General features: G+C 41.3%; 15 protein-coding genes. 12 read left to right on the top strand and 3 right to left on the bottom strand.

All coding sequences use genetic code 11. The annotated features are described in order from the left end of the window. Positions 1-7 precede the first annotated feature (7 nt). On the top strand, positions 8-859 hold the full coding sequence (locus C9J40_RS10155) for a thymidylate synthase (RefSeq protein ID WP_107207262.1): 852 nt from the start codon (positions 8-10) through the stop codon (positions 857-859). A 99-nt stretch (positions 860-958) separates the two neighbouring features. On the opposite strand, the gene C9J40_RS10150 is transcribed toward C9J40_RS10155, so the two are convergent. Continuing rightward, positions 959-2,101, bottom strand: a complete 1,143-nt coding sequence (locus C9J40_RS10150; RefSeq protein WP_107207263.1) for a Na/Pi symporter — start codon at positions 2,099-2,101, stop codon at positions 959-961. A gap of 520 nt (positions 2,102-2,621) precedes the next feature. Between C9J40_RS10150 and nhaA the strand changes: the two genes are divergently transcribed. The 3 genes from nhaA (at position 2,622) to nhaR (ending at position 5,041) form a co-directional block, all read left to right on the top strand. Beyond that, on the top strand, positions 2,622-3,791 hold the full coding sequence (gene nhaA, locus C9J40_RS10145; protein ID WP_107207264.1) for a Na+/H+ antiporter NhaA: 1,170 nt from the start codon (positions 2,622-2,624) through the stop codon (positions 3,789-3,791). Between the two features lies 1 nt (position 3,792). Beyond that, positions 3,793-4,047, top strand: coding sequence for a hypothetical protein (locus C9J40_RS10140; RefSeq protein WP_107207265.1), 255 nt, complete (start codon positions 3,793-3,795; stop codon positions 4,045-4,047). A gap of 106 nt (positions 4,048-4,153) precedes the next feature. Then, positions 4,154-5,041, top strand: a complete 888-nt coding sequence (gene nhaR / locus C9J40_RS10135; RefSeq protein WP_107207266.1) for a transcriptional activator NhaR — start codon at positions 4,154-4,156, stop codon at positions 5,039-5,041. Between the two features lie 74 nt (positions 5,042-5,115). On the opposite strand, the gene C9J40_RS10130 is transcribed toward nhaR, so the two are convergent. Together C9J40_RS10130 and rpsT are read right to left on the bottom strand one after the other, a co-directional pair. Beyond that, positions 5,116-5,742, bottom strand: coding sequence for a DUF502 domain-containing protein (locus C9J40_RS10130; RefSeq protein ID WP_107207267.1), 627 nt, complete (start codon positions 5,740-5,742; stop codon positions 5,116-5,118). A 140-nt stretch (positions 5,743-5,882) separates the two neighbouring features. Further along, entirely contained in the window at positions 5,883-6,143 is a 261-nt protein-coding gene (gene rpsT / locus C9J40_RS10125) for a 30S ribosomal protein S20 (protein ID WP_087845855.1), read from the bottom strand. A gap of 208 nt (positions 6,144-6,351) precedes the next feature. Between rpsT and murJ the strand changes: the two genes are divergently transcribed. The 8 genes from murJ to carA all read left to right on the top strand — a co-directional run bounded on the left by murJ (position 6,352) and on the right by carA (position 16,630). Further along, positions 6,352-7,911 carry a murein biosynthesis integral membrane protein MurJ gene (gene murJ / locus C9J40_RS10120; RefSeq protein ID WP_107207268.1) on the top strand — a complete coding sequence of 520 codons (1,560 nt, stop codon included), beginning with the start codon at positions 6,352-6,354 and terminating at the stop codon, positions 7,909-7,911. Positions 7,912-8,066: 155 nt separating this feature from the next. After that, entirely contained in the window at positions 8,067-9,029 is a 963-nt protein-coding gene (gene ribF, locus C9J40_RS10115) for a bifunctional riboflavin kinase/FAD synthetase (RefSeq protein WP_105059524.1), read from the top strand. A 5-nt stretch (positions 9,030-9,034) separates the two neighbouring features. Beyond that, the gene (ileS, locus tag C9J40_RS10110) at positions 9,035-11,875 is read left to right on the top strand and encodes an isoleucine--tRNA ligase (RefSeq protein WP_107207269.1); all 2,841 of its coding nucleotides are present in this window, start codon (positions 9,035-9,037) and stop codon (positions 11,873-11,875) included. Further along, positions 11,875-12,396 carry a signal peptidase II gene (gene lspA / locus C9J40_RS10105; RefSeq protein WP_107207270.1) on the top strand — a complete coding sequence of 174 codons (522 nt, stop codon included), beginning with the start codon at positions 11,875-11,877 and terminating at the stop codon, positions 12,394-12,396. The genes ileS and lspA overlap by 1 nt, the downstream gene beginning before the upstream one ends. A 243-nt stretch (positions 12,397-12,639) precedes the next feature. Next, positions 12,640-13,074 (top strand): FKBP-type peptidyl-prolyl cis-trans isomerase, encoded by a 435-nt coding sequence (gene fkpB, locus C9J40_RS10100; protein WP_045083744.1) that lies wholly within the window; start codon positions 12,640-12,642, stop codon positions 13,072-13,074. Positions 13,075-13,086: 12 nt separating this feature from the next. Further along, complete coding sequence (gene ispH / locus C9J40_RS10095; protein WP_107207271.1) at positions 13,087-14,034, top strand: 4-hydroxy-3-methylbut-2-enyl diphosphate reductase; 948 nt, start codon at positions 13,087-13,089, stop codon at positions 14,032-14,034. 113 nt (positions 14,035-14,147) lie between these two features. After that, the gene (gene dapB / locus C9J40_RS10090; RefSeq protein WP_107207272.1) at positions 14,148-14,957 is read left to right on the top strand and encodes a 4-hydroxy-tetrahydrodipicolinate reductase; all 810 of its coding nucleotides are present in this window, start codon (positions 14,148-14,150) and stop codon (positions 14,955-14,957) included. Between the two features lie 533 nt (positions 14,958-15,490). Continuing rightward, positions 15,491-16,630: a glutamine-hydrolyzing carbamoyl-phosphate synthase small subunit gene (gene carA, locus C9J40_RS10085; RefSeq protein WP_006646195.1), complete on the top strand. Its 1,140-nt coding sequence runs from the start codon at positions 15,491-15,493 to the stop codon at positions 16,628-16,630. The last annotated feature ends 12 nt before the right edge of the window (positions 16,631-16,642 follow it).

The raw sequence follows: 16,642 nt of genomic DNA, 5'->3' as shown, positions 1-16,642 counted from the left end.
TAGGACTATGAAACAATATTTAGCCTTATGCCAACGCATTGTTGATGACGGTGTATGGATTGAAAATGAACGTACAGGTAAGCGTTGTTTAACGGTTATCAATGCTGATCTGACTTATGATGTTGCTAATAATCAGTTTCCGTTGATCACTACTCGTAAAAGTTTCTGGAAAGCAGCAATTGCAGAGCTTCTCGGCTACTTACGTGGCTATGATAATGCCGCGCAATTTCGTGCGATTGGTTGTAACACTTGGAATGCTAATGCCAATGATAACCAAGCATGGCTGAACAATCCTCATCGTAAAGGTGAAGATGACATGGGGCGTGTTTATGGTGTTCAAGGTCGTCGTTGGCAAAAATCAGACGGTACGCCAATTGATCAATTAAAGATGATTGTCGATGATTTAACCAAAGGTATTGATAATCGCGGTGAAATATTAACGTTTTATAACCCAGGTGAGTTTGATATGGGGTGTCTGCGTCCTTGTATGCATACACATACATTTTCACTACTGGGTGATACGTTATATTTAACGAGCTATCAACGCTCATGTGATGTACCGCTAGGGTTAAACTTCAACCAAGTACAAGTGTTTACCTTGCTAGCGTTAATGGCGCAAATAACAGGTAATAAAGCGGGTCAGGCTTACCACAAAATTATCAACGCACATATCTACGAAGATCAACTAGAGCTTATGCGTGATGTGCAATTAAAGCGTACTCCATTTTCTTCACCACAACTTAAAATCAACCCGAAGATCAAATCATTAGAAGATTTAGAAACATGGGTAACGCTAGATGATTTTGACGTGGTGGGTTATGAGCATCACGATCCGATTCAATACCCATTCTCTGTTTGAACTCATAAAAACATATATGAAAAAGTAAATATAATCAAAGTGATAAGAAATAAATAAAAAGCCCAGCATAAGCTGGGCTTTTTTGTTGCGCAGTATTAATTAAGCGGTTAATGCTAAAATTGTACCTGGGATAGCAATGAATATTAAGACAAGGTAACCTGCGACAGCTACTTTGTTTTTGGTTGCTAAGTCACTTAAGAAGAATGCGCACTTTAACGGAATTTCACGTAAGAATGGAACACCGTAAATCAGTACTGTTGCCATTACATTGAAACATAAGTGTACCAGTGCAATCTGTAATGCAAATACTGCGTTATCACCTGATACTGCTGTTGCTGCTAATAGTGCAGTAATACATGTACCGATGTTTGCACCAAGCGTGAATGGGTATACATCACGTACTTTTAGTACACCTGTACCTACTAGCGGTACCATCAAACTTGTTGTTGTTGATGACGATTGCACTAAAATCGTTACTGCTGTACCTGACGCAATACCATGCAGTGGGCCTCGACCAATTGCACTTTTTAGAATATCACGAGCACGACCAACCATTAGGCTACGCATTAGCTTACCCATAACCGTAATCGCGAAGAAGATTAATGCGATACCAATGAAACTAAGCGCGACACCACCCATAGAACCAAATGCTTCTAGAGGACCTTTTACTAGCTCTACTGCAGGTTTAGTTAATGGCTTCATAAAGTCCATTCCCTTCATGCTCATATCGCCAGCATTTAAGAATGGAGACACTAACCAACTAGACATTTTATCTAGCAGACCAAACATCATCTCTAGTGGCAAGAAAATTGCTACAGCTAGTAGGTTGAAGAAATCATGGACGGTTGCACTGGCAAAAGCACGACGGAATTCATCCTTACAACGCGCATGTCCTAAGCTCACTAACGTATTAGTTAGTGTAGTACCAATATTTGCACCCATTACCATTGGGATTGCTGTTTCAACAGGCAAACCACCGGCAACAAGACCAACAATGATTGACGTTACCGTACTTGATGACTGAATTAATGCTGTTGCGATTAAGCCAATCATGAGTCCTGCTACAGGGTGAGAGGCAAATTCGAATAAGGTTTTAGCTTGTTCGCCAACAGACCATTTAAAACCGCTGCTGATCATGGATACAGCAACAAGTAAAAGATAAAGCATGAACGCTAGGTTGGCCCAGCGGACCCAACGCATAGAGCTGAACTTAGATACAGCAGTAGTGGCTTGGGTTGTCATAATCATTTCTCCATGACAATAGTATGTCGTTTTGGTGTCATTTGGTTGAAATCTGTGTGGATAGTAGATGGCTTTTATTTCAGAAATATTACACTGATTGTCACAAACATAATTTGTCGCTTTTTTGTGATGGCAAGCGATTAACTGGCACTATTTTATTTTTGTTTTTATATAATTAACTATCTGTTATATATAGATTATTAAGAGGCTTTTGGTGAAAAAGGAAATTTAAGTTTTTTTTTTATATGGTATATCGAAAGGTTGTCTTTTTTTACGATAAGTCGTAAAAATCGGTCAATTATGACAGTTTGCCTATATTTAATAGGGAAGCACATGACAGGGAAATGCGCGCTAATGTCAAAGGTTCGTTAATACAGCACGGTTATTATATTGTTATAGCTCTAATTATTCGGTATTTCCGAGTTATTGTATCTAAACAAACGATTTCACAAGTGCTGATAATGACGTTTACACTGCATTTAATTGATTAATTCATATTGTTTTATAGGAGTGACGGTCGATGACCGATGCTATTCGTAAGTTTCTTAAATTAGAATCAGCTGGTGGAATTGTGCTGATTATTGCTGCGCTTATTGCGATGATCATTGCTAATTCACCGCTAGCATCAGTGTATACCGATACATTGCACAGTTATGTTGCTGGCTTATCTGTTTCTCATTGGATCAATGATGGTTTAATGGCTGTTTTCTTTTTGCTTATTGGCTTAGAAGTAAAGCGTGAGCTAATTGAAGGAGCACTAAATACTAAAGAGAAAGCGATTTTCCCTGCTATTGCGGCAGTGGGCGGTATGGTTGCACCTGCATTAATTTATGTTGCGTTTAACTATAATGATCCAATGGCTATTAAAGGTTGGGCAATCCCTGCTGCGACAGATATCGCATTTGCATTAGGTGTGATGGCACTACTGGGTAATCGTGTACCGGTAAGCTTGAAAGTATTCTTGCTTGCACTTGCGATTATTGATGATTTAGGGGTGATTATCATTATCGCGCTGTTCTATAGCTCTGATCTATCAACGGTTGCTCTTGCGGTTGCTTTTGTTGCTACTGCGACCTTGTTCATCATGAATGCGAAGAATGTTACTAAGCTTTCTTGGTACTTAATTGTCGGTGCTATTTTGTGGTTCAGTGTATTGCAATCAGGCGTTCACGCTACGTTAGCTGGTGTTATCCTTGGTTTTACTATTCCACTAACGGGCAAAGATGGTCGTTCAGATAAACACTCACCATTGAAGCATTTAGAGCATGTACTACACCCGTATGTTGCTTTCTTGATTCTGCCTATCTTTGCTTTCGCTAATGCAGGGATCTCATTAGATGGCGTGTCTTTAGAAAGTTTGTCAGCAATGTTACCTGCAGGTATCGCAGCAGGTCTGTTTATTGGTAAACCATTAGGTATCTTTACTGCATGTATTATCGCTGTGAAATGTGGTTTTGCGAAATTACCTGATGATATTAACTTTAAGCATATTTTTGCGGTATCGGTACTGTGTGGTATCGGCTTTACGATGTCGATTTTCATCTCATCATTAGCATTTGTTGGGGCAGGTGAAAGTTTTGCAACTTACTCACGATTAGGAATATTGTTAGGCTCAACAGTAGCGGCAGTTGTGGGTTACGTGTTACTGAGTCGCTCTCTTCCAAAGGAAGCACAAAAAGTAGAGGCGTAATATGTATAAATACCTATTAGCTATACTGTTTTCAACTTTCGCAACCTCAAGTGTTGCAGCTATGAACTATCAACAATGTACAACGGCTGATAGAACTGAGGTTTGTCAGGCTTATTTGCAAGGTTTAAATGATGGGAAAGAAGAGGTAAAAAAAGTAATCACCTCTAAATCATCTTTCCAAGATCGAGCACTTGAGCAGCGAAGCGGTGAGCTATATCGCAATCTTGAACGATTTAATCGTCAACCTGCGAGTTAATAGGTTTCTATTACGCGTTTATTAGAAATAATAAGATAAAGATTGAAGACCCCAGTGGCACTGCGTAAGCTTTGTCGTTGGGGTTTTTTTATGAGTTGGTAAGGGTATGTCTCACTTAAATTATAATCACTTATATTATTTTTGGATGGTGTGTAAACAGGGCTCAGTGACCAAAGCTGCGGATGCTTTATTTCTAGCGCCACAAACGGTAACAGGGCAGATCCGTGCTTTAGAAGATCGTTTAAAAGGGCGATTAACTAAACGTGTAGGACGCCAGATTGAACCAACTGAATTAGGACAAATGGTGTTTAAGTATGCCGATAAAATGTTTGATTTAAGTTATCAAATGCTGGATCGGATCAACTATACCCAGCGAGATAATCAGCTTTTTGAAGTGGGTGTTGCTGATGCGTTGTCTAAACGGTTAGTTAGCCAAGTGTTATTAGAAGGCATGCCTGATGATCAGCGAATTCATTTTAGCTGTTTTGAATCAACCCATGAGATGTTGTTAGAACAATTATCCCAGCATAAGCTCGATATGATCCTTTCTGATTGCCCCGTAGATTCAACCCAAAGTCCTGGTTTATACAGCAAGAAATTAGGGGAGTCTGGAATGAGCTTTTTCTGCTCAGATAAACTATCAGAATCGACGTTTCCCGCATGTATTGAAGATTATAAATTGTTAGTGCCAAGCCGCCGCTCTGCGATGGGGAGAAAACTGCACCAATGGTTTGATCAACAAGGGATCACACCTAATATTTTAGGTGAATTTGATGATTCAGCTCTGATGAAAGCGTTTTCATCTTATCAACAATCTATGTTTATTGCTCCCTCTAATTATGCTGATGAGTTAAAGGAATCGTGCCAAGTGCATGAGGTTAAACGAGTGAGTGATATTTCAGAAGAGTATTATGTGATTTTTGCGGAACGGATGATTATGCATCCATCGGTCACGCGTATCTGTGAGGCGGATTTTAGTCGGTTATTTGTTTAAGTAGCCTCATACCCATTGATGAGGCTACTAAAGTTGCAGGCTGATGGATAGCGCGCTTATGAGGGGCTTATTTATCAGCTATCAGAAAGCGTGTCTGTTTCTTCTTTGGTGTTTTTATCATTTTTTCCTTTGGGTGTAGAGATCCCCGCTGTTAGATTGTAGCGCATCGCTTCTTCGAAGGACCAATCAACAAGTGTCAAGTCTTCACGCTTAACCAAGGTTGTCACTCCAGCAATTTGATAGCTTAGTGGGAATAATACAGGAACCCAATCCCCCTCAGGGAGCGCATTAGCGAGCGGTTCTGGCATGTCGTCAGACATAATAAAGCCGATTACATAACTATCATTGGCTTGATGCACTAAAACCGTCTGCTGCCCTTTATTTTTATTATCGCTGCTGATGAGTGAGGCAATGTCATTGATGCTGCTGTATACCGTTTTAAAGAACGGAAAACGCATTAATTGTCGAATAATGAAATCATACAGCCAAGCAATAGGGCTAACAGAGAAAAGAAGACCAGCAATAAATAATAAAGTCAGGATCAATAAAAATCCTGCGCCTTTGAATAACTCAGTTATATGGAATAAACCAAATAAAAAGTTACCGACTTTGTCTAATGACTCAAATAATGACCAAAATAGCCATATGCTCAAGACTAAAGGTAGGACGTTGAGCAAACCTCGTAACAACGTTTTTTTCATGTTTTGCTCTTAATGAAGATAAGAATGAGAAGACAGTGTGCCACAAAAATAGCAGCTGAGAGTCAGAGGAATATAAATTTCAGGTATAAAAAAACCGACTCGAGGTCGGTTTTTTTAAATCTAAACTCAAAAATTAAAAATTAAAGAGCTTTGATTTTAGCAGCTAGACGAGCTTTATGACGTGCAGCTTTGTTTTTGTGGATCAGGCCTTTAGTAGCCATGCGATCCATAACAGGTTGCATTTCAGCGAAAGCTTGTGTTGCAGCTTCTTTATTACCAGCTTCAATAGCGATAATTACTTTCTTGAAGAAAGTGCGCATCATAGAACGACGGCTAGCGTTGTGCTGGCGACGTTTTTCTGAAGTTAGTGCACGTTTCTTAGCAGATTTGATATTTGCCAAGGGTGTAACTCCCAAATCTTGGTACGGTGACAATTTAAGGCCGAGGACTATGCCTTGGTTCTTTGTAATTGTCAAATGATTTGTGCGAATAACCGCCAGACCAATCAAGTTGGCACTTGCGGATTAACACGGTTAATATGGCGGCAGATTTTACCAGTATTTGGAATCAGAAGTCACCTTTCTGAGTCATCTTTTATGAGGTTTTTTTGTGAGTAAGCGTCTTTTACGCTCTGGAATGATAGTTAGCGCCATGACTTTGGTCTCTCGCGTACTCGGTTTAGTCCGAGATGTGGTGGTTGCTAACCTTATGGGAGCAGGGGCTGCGGCCGATGTTTTTTTCTTTGCAAATAAAATTCCCAACTTTTTACGTCGCCTTTTTGCCGAAGGGGCTTTTTCGCAAGCATTTGTACCTGTATTGACTGAATATCATGCGGCAGGCGATGTTGATCGAACACGAGAGTTGATTGCAAAAGCGGCAGGAACGCTAGGCGGCATTGTAACGATAGTGACATTGTTTGGGGTGTTAGGCTCCGGCGCTGTGACGGCGTTATTCGGATTTGGTTGGTTCTGGGATTGGCTACATGGCGGGGCTGATGCGGAAAAATTTGAACTAGCGAGTTTACTGCTAAAAATTACTTTCCCGTATTTGTGGTTTATTACTTTTGTTGCATTATCTGGCGCGATATTAAATACGTTAGGTAAATTTGCGATATCGTCATTTACCCCTGTTTTTTTAAACATCTCTATTATTGGTTGTGCGTGGTTTGTTTCTCCACATCTGGCTCAACCAGAGATTGGTTTAGCTATCGGTGTTTTCGTTGGTGGCTTAGTGCAGTTTAGCTTCCAATTGCCATTTTTGTATCGCGAAGGATATTTAGTTCGCCCTAAATGGGGTTGGAATGATCCGGGTGTGACAAAAATTCGCAAACTGATGTTGCCAGCGCTGTTTGGTGTTTCTGTTACCCAAATTAACTTATTGCTTGATACCTTCATTGCTAGTTTCTTAATGACGGGCTCAATCAGTTGGTTGTATTACTCTGATCGTTTATTAGAATTTCCTCTGGGTTTATTTGGTATTGCAATAGCGACGGTAATATTACCCGCGCTTTCACGTAAACACGTTGATAAATCGCCAGAACAATTTGCTCAGACAATGGACTGGGGCGTAAGAATGGTGCTACTGCTTGGTATTCCAGCCATGCTGGGGATGGTCACACTGGCTAAACCAATGTTGATGGTAATGTTTATGCGTGGGGAATTTAGCGTTTATGATGTAAACCAAACCGCAGCATCGCTATGGGTTGTATCTGCCGGTTTATTAAATTACATGCTAATAAAAATCTTCGCGCCAGGTTATTACGCACGACAAGATACAAAAACACCGGTGAAAATTGGCATTATTGCGATGGTGAGCAATATGGTGTTTAACGGTATATTTGCACCATTTTATGGTTATGTTGGTTTATCTATCGCTAGTGTATTATCGGCATTTTTAAATGCTGCATTACTATACCGTGGGCTGCATGTTGGCAATATTTATCGCATTAGCCGTCAAACGTTATTTTTTGTTCTGCGACTTGCTGTGGCTGGTGTTTTAATGGTGGCAAGCTTGTTATGGTTAAGCCCTACAATTGAACAGTGGTTGGGTTTTCATTTGCTCGAACGTGTCGGCTGGTTGTTTGGTTTAATTGCAATAGGCATTGGTGTTTATCTAATAATTGCGATGATTTTAGGCATTCGCCCACGACATCTGCGTACAGATAGCTGATTGAAAGCGTTGAGTAGTATATAATCCGCCAGCTTTATTGTAGAAAGAGAACATTTTTCGCAGCAATAGCGGCGGAGTTATTAGCTTAAAGGCGGATTTTAATTGGTTGCATCTTTTTGCGTGTAAACATTGATGAGTGGTAAGTAACAGAGCACATGGAATTAATTCGAGGTATACATAATATTCAACCCCAGCATCATGGCTGTGTGTTGACTATCGGCAACTTTGATGGTGTTCATTTAGGGCATCAAGCATTGCTACGTCAAGTGGTAGCTAAAGCCCATGCGATGCAACTTTCCGCAACGGTAATGACATTTGAGCCTCAGCCGTTAGAATTGTTCGCAGGAGATAAAGCGCCAGCACGCTTAACCCGTTTTAGAGATAAATATTTACAGCTAAAAAAGGTCGGTATCGATCGTTTATTGTGCGTAAATTTTAATCATCATTTTGCTACCATGAGTGCTGAAGATTTCGTTGAGTGCTTGTTGGTTAAGCAATTGGGTGTTAAGTTTCTTGTTATTGGCGATGATTTTCGCTTTGGACAAGGTCGTAGTGGCAGTTTTGATATGTTAGTTGCCGCTGGTCTAAAACATGGCTTTGAGGTGGTAAGTACCCAAAGCTTTTGTGTTTCGGAGCAGCGTGTAAGCAGCACTGCCATTCGTCAAGCACTGGCAAATAACGAACTTGAACAAGCGGAGATGATGCTTGGTCGGCCTTACAGTATTCGCGGACGTGTCTCACACGGACGCAAGCTCGGTCGAACTATTAATTTCCCTACCGCCAATATACCTTTAAAGCGACGTGTAGCGCCGGTAGCTGGTGTTTATGCTGTTGAAGTGTATGGTGCAGATAGTCGCCCTGTGATGGGGGTGGCTAATGTTGGTCATCGACCAACCGTAAAAGGTGTACGCCAACAACTTGAAGTACACTTATTTGATTTTAATGCTGATCTCTACGGACATCAGCTAGAAGTCGTGTTACGCCATAAATTGCGTGACGAAAAGAAATTTGAATCCTTCGATGCGCTTAAACGCCAAATCGAGCGAGATGCTCAAACAGCACGGGTGTGGCTGTCTGAGCGTAATAATGTCCAACTTCGCCCAAGTAACGGAATCTAGAATCAATGAGCGACTATAAAGATACCCTGAACCTGCCTGAAACAGGGTTTCCGATGCGAGGCAACCTAGCTCAGCGTGAGCCTGCAATGCTTAAGCGTTGGTATGATGAAGATCTTTACGGTGAAATCCGTAAAGCAAAGAAAGGTAAAAAATCTTTCGTATTACACGATGGCCCTCCATACGCTAACGGTGATATTCACATTGGTCACGCACTAAACAAGATTCTTAAAGACATTATTATTAAGTCAAAGACTCTGTCTGGTTTTGACTCACCGTATATCCCTGGTTGGGACTGTCACGGTCTACCTATCGAATTGATGGTAGAGAAAAAAGTGGGTAAGCCGGGTCAAAAAGTGACAGCAGCTGAATTCCGTGAAAAGTGTCGTGAATATGCTGCAGGTCAAGTTAATGGTCAAAAAGAAAGTTTCATTCGTTTAGGTGTACTAGGTGAATGGGACAAGCCTTACCGCACAATGGACTTCGATACCGAAGCCAACATTATTCGTGCATTAGGTAAAATTGCAGATAACGATCACTTGTTGAAGGGTTTTAAACCTGTTCACTGGTGTACTGACTGTGGTTCAGCACTGGCTGAAGCTGAAGTTGAATACCAAGATAAAGTATCGCTATCTATCGATGTGAAATTTAAAGCGGTAGATGAAGCGGCTGTATTAGCTAAATTTGGTTGTGTGGCTGATCAAGGTCAAGGCGATGTATCGATTGTTATTTGGACAACAACGCCTTGGACAATGCCTGCTAACCGCGCAGTAGCTGTAAGTGCTGATCTTGAGTACGCATTAGTACAAACACCAGTTACAGAAGCACATCCTCAGCCGCAACGTTTAATCGTAGCGGCAGAGCTTGTAAAAGATGTAATGGGTCGTGTTGGTTTTGAAGAATCAGAAATCCTGGGTTTCTGTAAAGGTGAAGAGCTTGAGCTACTTCGCTTTAACCACCCATTCTACAGCTTTGATGTGCCAGTAATTTTAGGTGATCACGTAACGACTGAATCAGGTACAGGTTGTGTACATACCGCTCCTGGTCACGGTCAAGAAGACTTCGTGGTAGGTCAAAAATACAATCTTGAAATTGCAAACCCTGTGGGCAGTAATGGTGTTTACCTACCAGATACTGAGATCTTTGCTGGTCAACACGTATTTAAAGCAAATGAAGCTGTTGTTGAAGTACTACGTGAGCACGGCTCACTATTGAATTTCTCAAAAATCACACACAGCTACCCACACTGCTGGCGTCATAAAACGCCAATTATCTTCCGTGCTACGCCGCAATGGTTCATTTCTATGGACAAAGCAGGTCTACGAACGAAAGCATTGGGCGAAATCAAAAATGTTCAATGGATGCCTGAGTGGGGTCAAAGCCGTATTGAAGGTATGATCGAAGGTCGTCCTGAGTGGTGTATCTCGCGCCAGCGTACGTGGGGCGTGCCAATTGCACTATTCATCCATAAAGAAACGCAAGAACTTCACCCTCAAACCTCTGAGCTAATTGAAAAAGTAGCACAGCTTGTTGAGCAAAAAGGCATTCAAGCTTGGTGGGATCTAGAACTGACTGATGTAATGAGCGCAGAAGATGCCGCAAATTACGAAAAAGTACTCGATACACTAGATGTATGGTTTGACTCAGGTGTTACGCATTTCTCAGTGGTTGATAGCCGTCCAGAATTTAATGGTCATTCAGCGGATCTTTACCTTGAAGGTTCAGACCAACACCGCGGTTGGTTCCAGTCTTCATTGATTTCATCGGTAGCGATGAAAGATAAAGCACCGTACAAGCAAGTGTTAACTCACGGCTTCGTGGTTGATGGTCAAGGCCGTAAGATGTCTAAATCTATCGGTAATGTCGTTGCACCAAAAGATGTCACGAATAAGCTTGGTGCTGATATTTTACGTCTATGGGTTGCTTCGACTGATTACACTGGCGAAGTGGCTGTATCTGATGAGATCTTAAAGCGCTCTGCCGATGCTTACCGTCGTATTCGTAACACGGCACGTTTCTTCTTAGCTAATTTAAGCGGTTTCAACCCTGAAACTGACTGTGTTCCAGCTGAAGAAATGGTAGCTCTTGATCGTTGGGCTGTTGGCCGTGCAATGGCAGCTCAAGAAGAAATTATCAAAGATTACGAAGATTACAACCTACACGCAGTAACACAACGCTTAATGCAGTTCTGTTCTATTGAGATGGGTTCATTCTACTTAGATGTAATCAAAGATCGTCAATACACAGCAAAACGTGGAAGCCATGCTCAACGTAGCTGTCAGACTGCGCTTTACTACATTGTAGAGGCATTAGTTCGTTGGATGGCACCTATCATGTCATTCACAGCAGATGAAATTTGGAACGAAATGCCAGGTCAGCGTGACAAGTTCGTGTTTACTGGTGAGTGGTTCGATGGTCTATTTGGTCTTGCTGATAACGAAGAGCTAAGCAATGAATTCTGGGCTGAAATCCAACAAGTTCGTGGCGCGGTGAACAAGTTACTTGAAACGGCGCGTAGTGAAAAAGTGATCGGTGGCTCACTACAGGCTGAGGTTATTCTTTCTGCTAATGCTAAATTGGCTGAGAAGCTGAATAAGTTAGAAGACGAACTACGTTTTGTTCTATTAACATCTAAAGCTCAAGTTGTTGTTGCTGATAGTAAGCCTGAAAATGCGCAAGAAACCGATATTGAAGGTTTATTCGTAACGGTTAAAGCATCTGAAGCAGCGAAGTGTGAGCGTTGTTGGCACCATGTTGCTGATGTTGGCACAATTGCAGGTCATGAAGAAATTTGTGGTCGCTGTGCAACTAACATCGATGGCGAAGGCGAAAAGAGAAAGTTTGCATAATGACAAGTACAGCACTGAAGCAATCGCTAACAGTTAAACAATCTGGCATCCGTTGGCTATGGTTAGCGGTTCTGGTATTTATCATCGATAATGGTACCAAACTGTTAGTGATGGACACGATGGGCTATGGCTGGCCAAACCGGATCGAAGTACTGCCGTTTTTTAATTTACTTTATGTGCACAATACCGGTGCAGCGTTTAGTTTTTTAAGTGACGCAAGTGGTTGGCAGCGTTGGTTATTTGCAGCTATTGCCTTTGGTGTTTGTGGCTTATTAATGTACTGGATGCGTCGTACACCTGCGACAAATAAAATCGCTAATATTGCTTATGCATTAATTATTGGTGGCGCATTAGGTAACTTATTTGATCGTATCTATCATGGTTTTGTGGTTGATTTTCTAGACCTTTACTATGGTAGCTACCATTGGCCTGCATTTAATATTGCTGATAGTGCAATATGTGTCGGTGCGGCTTTGTTGATACTTGATGGTTTTAAATCAGACAAGCAAGCTAAGTCGTAATTAGTTACCTTTAACTGGTATTAATAACACGTCAATATTAAACGCAGTTCATTTTATGAGCTGCGTTTTTTTATCTGTGCATATTGACGTCTTATTCTTGATTTAACAAATCAAGTGGTACAAATGTAAAACCTTAGTGCCTGTCCGTTGATACGCACGATGGTTTATTGTTAAATGGGAACATTAAAATAAAATGAGCGACTTGTTGTTAGATCAATAAGCGATCATACAAAAGGATGTGCTATGTCGGTGATTAAAGATAACAGCGAAGTGCTGATGCATTTTGCCATTAAACTTGATGATGGATCGGTTGCTGAATCTACTTATGCCGCAGGTAAACCTGCAATGTTTCGCATGGGAGATGGCAGTTTAACTGACAATTTTGAAAAGTGTTTATTAGGGTTAACTATTGGTGAAAAAGGTACATTTGAACTATCGCCAGAAGATGCATTTGGTTTACCTAACCCCGATAATATCCACCATCTTGATTTAGCTAAATTTGGTGCTGATGCTCCTGCTGAAGTGGGCAACATTATCGCCTTTGCAGGTCCCGATGGACATGATATTCCCGGAATAATTACAGCCGTTGTGGGTGACTCTGTTACTGTTGATTTCAATCATCCACTTGCAGGGCAAGCTGTCACCTTTGAGGTGGAGGTTGTCTCCATTGAAAGTTAAGAGCAATTGTTGATGAAAATCTTACTCGCAAATCCACGAGGTTTTTGTGCTGGTGTTGATCGTGCGATCAGCATTGTCGAGCGTGCGTTGGAAATGTACCAACCGCCTATTTATGTTCGCCACGAAGTCGTACATAACCGTTTTGTTGTTGAAGGGCTAAAGCAGCGAGGGGCGATTTTTGTTGAAGAGCTTAGCGAAGTGCCTGATGACAATATCGTTATATTTTCAGCTCACGGTGTCTCTCAAGCGGTGCGTAATGAATCTAAGCAACGTCAATTAACCGTGTTTGATGCAACGTGTCCATTGGTGACAAAGGTACATATGGAAGTGGCTCGTGCTAGTCGAAAAGCGATGGAAGTGGTGCTGATTGGACACGCAGGACATCCCGAAGTCGAAGGTACAATGGGGCAATATGCTAATCAAGATGGTGGTATGTACCTTGTTGAAAAACCGGAGGATGTCGATAAGCTGACCTCCATCGTTAAAGATCCAACTAATCTTCACTATGTTAGCCAGACGACATTATCTGTGGATGAAACGGCAGATGTCATTGATCGCTTGCGCCAAGTGTTTCCAAAAATCCAAGGGCCACGTAAAGATGATATTTGTTACGCGACTCAGAACCGCCAAGATGCTGTGCGTGAAATGGCTGAAATGGTTGATGTAATGATTGTGGTTGGCTCAAAAAATTCTTCCAACTCTAACCGTTTACGTGAGTTAGCTGAAAAGCTTGGAACACCGGGTTATTTAACCGATTGTGTTGAAGATATACAAGCTAGCTGGTTTGAAAATAAAACCAAGGTTGGAGTGACTGCGGGGGCTTCAGCGCCAGAAGAACTCGTTAATCAAATTATCGAGCAGATCAAAAAGTTAACAGGCTCTGAAGTGGAAGAGCTTTCAGGTCGTGAAGAAAACATGTTCTTTGAAGTACCTAAAGAGTTACAAGTAAAGAATATCTAATAGCATATTGATTTGTACAGAATAAGCCTCAGTGAAAGCTGGGGCTTTTTTATCGTCTGTAAAACCGCTACAGTATTGAGATAATTATATATTCATCAAGGGAGAAGCACGCAATGGTAAGAATTGCGATAGCCGGAGCTGCTGGCCGAATGGGGCGTCAGCTATTAAAAGCAACACAACTATCAGAAAAAGCAGAATTAGGTGCCGCGACTGAGCGTGCAGGTTCTACATTAGTAGGTGCTGATGCTGGTGAGTTAGCAGGAACGGGTGTTGCCAATGTGATCATTGTTGATGATCTTAACCAGGCTCTTGATGATTTTGATGTGTTAATTGACTTTACTGCACCTGTCGCAACATTGGCGAATATTGAGTTTTGTCAGCAACATAATAAAAAAATTGTAATTGGTACAACCGGCTTTACAGAGCAAGAGCGAGAGTTAATTGATCTTGCTGCTCGTGATATTTCTATCGTGATGGCGCCTAACTATAGTGTAGGGGTTAATCTGGTTTTCAAATTGTTAGAAAAAGCTGCCAAAGTGATGGGCGATTACTGCGATATTGAAATTATCGAAGCGCACCATCGTCATAAAGTGGATGCACCATCAGGAACAGCAATTGGGATGGGAGAAGCGATTGCGGGCGCGATGGGCAATAAATTAAGTGATGTTGCAGTTTATGCTCGAGAGGGGATCACGGGTGAGCGTACTCGTGATGAGATTGGTTTTGCTACGATTCGTGCTGGTGACATAGTAGGTGAACACACCGCCATGTTTGCAGATATCGGTGAGCGTGTGGAGATCACTCATAAAGCGACAGACAGAATGACATTTGCCAATGGTGCGGTGAGAGCGGCGGTATGGCTCAATGATAAATCGCCTGGTTTTTATACTATGGAAGATGTCTTAGGGCTTGATTCATTATAATCGAGACAAAAACCTGCTAATAAGCAGGTTTTTTTATATCTGAATAAAGTGAGAATAAATATTGTAAATACAAATAGAGATGAATTTATTCGTGTTATATCAGTATATTTTTGAGGTGGTTAAATATCGCACTGAGCTGGGTTTATTTACTGTGTAAAATAGATGGTTGGTCGTGTTTTTTTTGTTAGATGGTTATTTGTGTTTGCTTAGTTATCATTTTTGGCTTTTTTGATGGGTGTTTGTATTTGTTAATGGTTTGGTTTTGATTGCAAACGGTTGCGTTCTCATTTGATTTGATGTTGATACTAAAAAATACGACTAAACATGTTATTTTAGCATTTTGGATACTTAATTGTGTTGAGATAGTTATTTGTTGAATTTATTTCTGCTCTTATGTTGACAGATTGCTAACAGATCAATAGAATTTGCGCAATTTGTCAAAAATCAGTAAGACGTGGTTTTTGATATGAAAAGGAATGGGTAATTGCAAGTTTATCTGTTTTAATTGCATTTTTATTTAATTGGAGGTTGTCTTGAGCAAATCTGCGCTATTAGTCCTTGAAGATGGGACTGTGTTCCGCGGCGTGTCCATTGGAGCAGATGGTTCGGCCGTTGGTGAAGTCGTTTTTAATACTTCGATGACGGGGTATCAGGAAATTCTCACTGACCCTTCCTACTCACAACAGATCGTTACCCTTACTTATCCCCACATTGGCAATACCGGTACTAATACCGAAGACGAAGAATCCACGGCAATTCATGCACAAGGTTTGGTTATTCGTGATCTTCCTCTTATCGCTTCAAACTTCCGCTCTGAACAATCTCTTTCTGACTATCTAAAATCACAAAACATCGTTGGTATCGCTGATATCGATACTCGCAAGCTAACCCGTATTCTTCGTGAAAAAGGTGCGCAGAACGGTTGTATCGTTGCAGGTAACAATATCGATGAAGGTTTTGCACTTGAACAAGCGAAAGCGTTTCCTGGTCTGAAAGGCATGGATTTAGCGAAAGAAGTGACAACAAGCGAAACTTACAGCTGGAAGCAAGGTTCTTGGACATTAGAGAATGGTTTACCAGAAGCACAAGAAGATAAAGAACTGCCTTACCATGTAGTCGCTTATGATTTTGGTGCTAAACGTAATATTTTACGTATGTTGGTTGACCGTGGTTGTCGCTTAACAGTTGTGCCTGCACAAACGTCAGCAGAAGACGTGCTTGCGTTAAATCCAGATGGCGTATTCTTATCAAATGGTCCTGGTGACCCAGAGCCATGTACTTACGCGATTGAAGCAACCAAAACATTCCTCGATAAAAATATTCCAATCTTTGGTATTTGTTTAGGTCACCAAATTCTTGCCTTAGCAAGTGGTGCAAAAACAGTAAAAATGAAGTTTGGCCACCATGGTGCTAACCACCCTGTTAAAGATTTAGATCGTGATGTTGTGATGATCACCAGCCAGAACCACGGTTTTGCTGCTGACGAAGCAACGTTACCTGAAAATTTACGTGCGACACACAAATCCCTGTTTGATGGCTCGCTACAAGGTATTCATCGTACCGACAAGCCTGCATTCAGTTTCCAAGGCCACCCAGAAGCGAGCCCTGGTCCACATGATGCAGCACCATTATTTGATCACTTTATCGAATTAATTAAGAAACACAGCGCCTAAGCCGGGAGTAGT

The sequence above is a fragment of the Photobacterium sp. GB-72 genome (assembly GCF_003026095.1).
Lineage (GTDB): Bacteria > Pseudomonadota > Gammaproteobacteria > Enterobacterales > Vibrionaceae > Photobacterium.
This window is presented reverse-complemented; position numbering and strand designations above follow the sequence as displayed.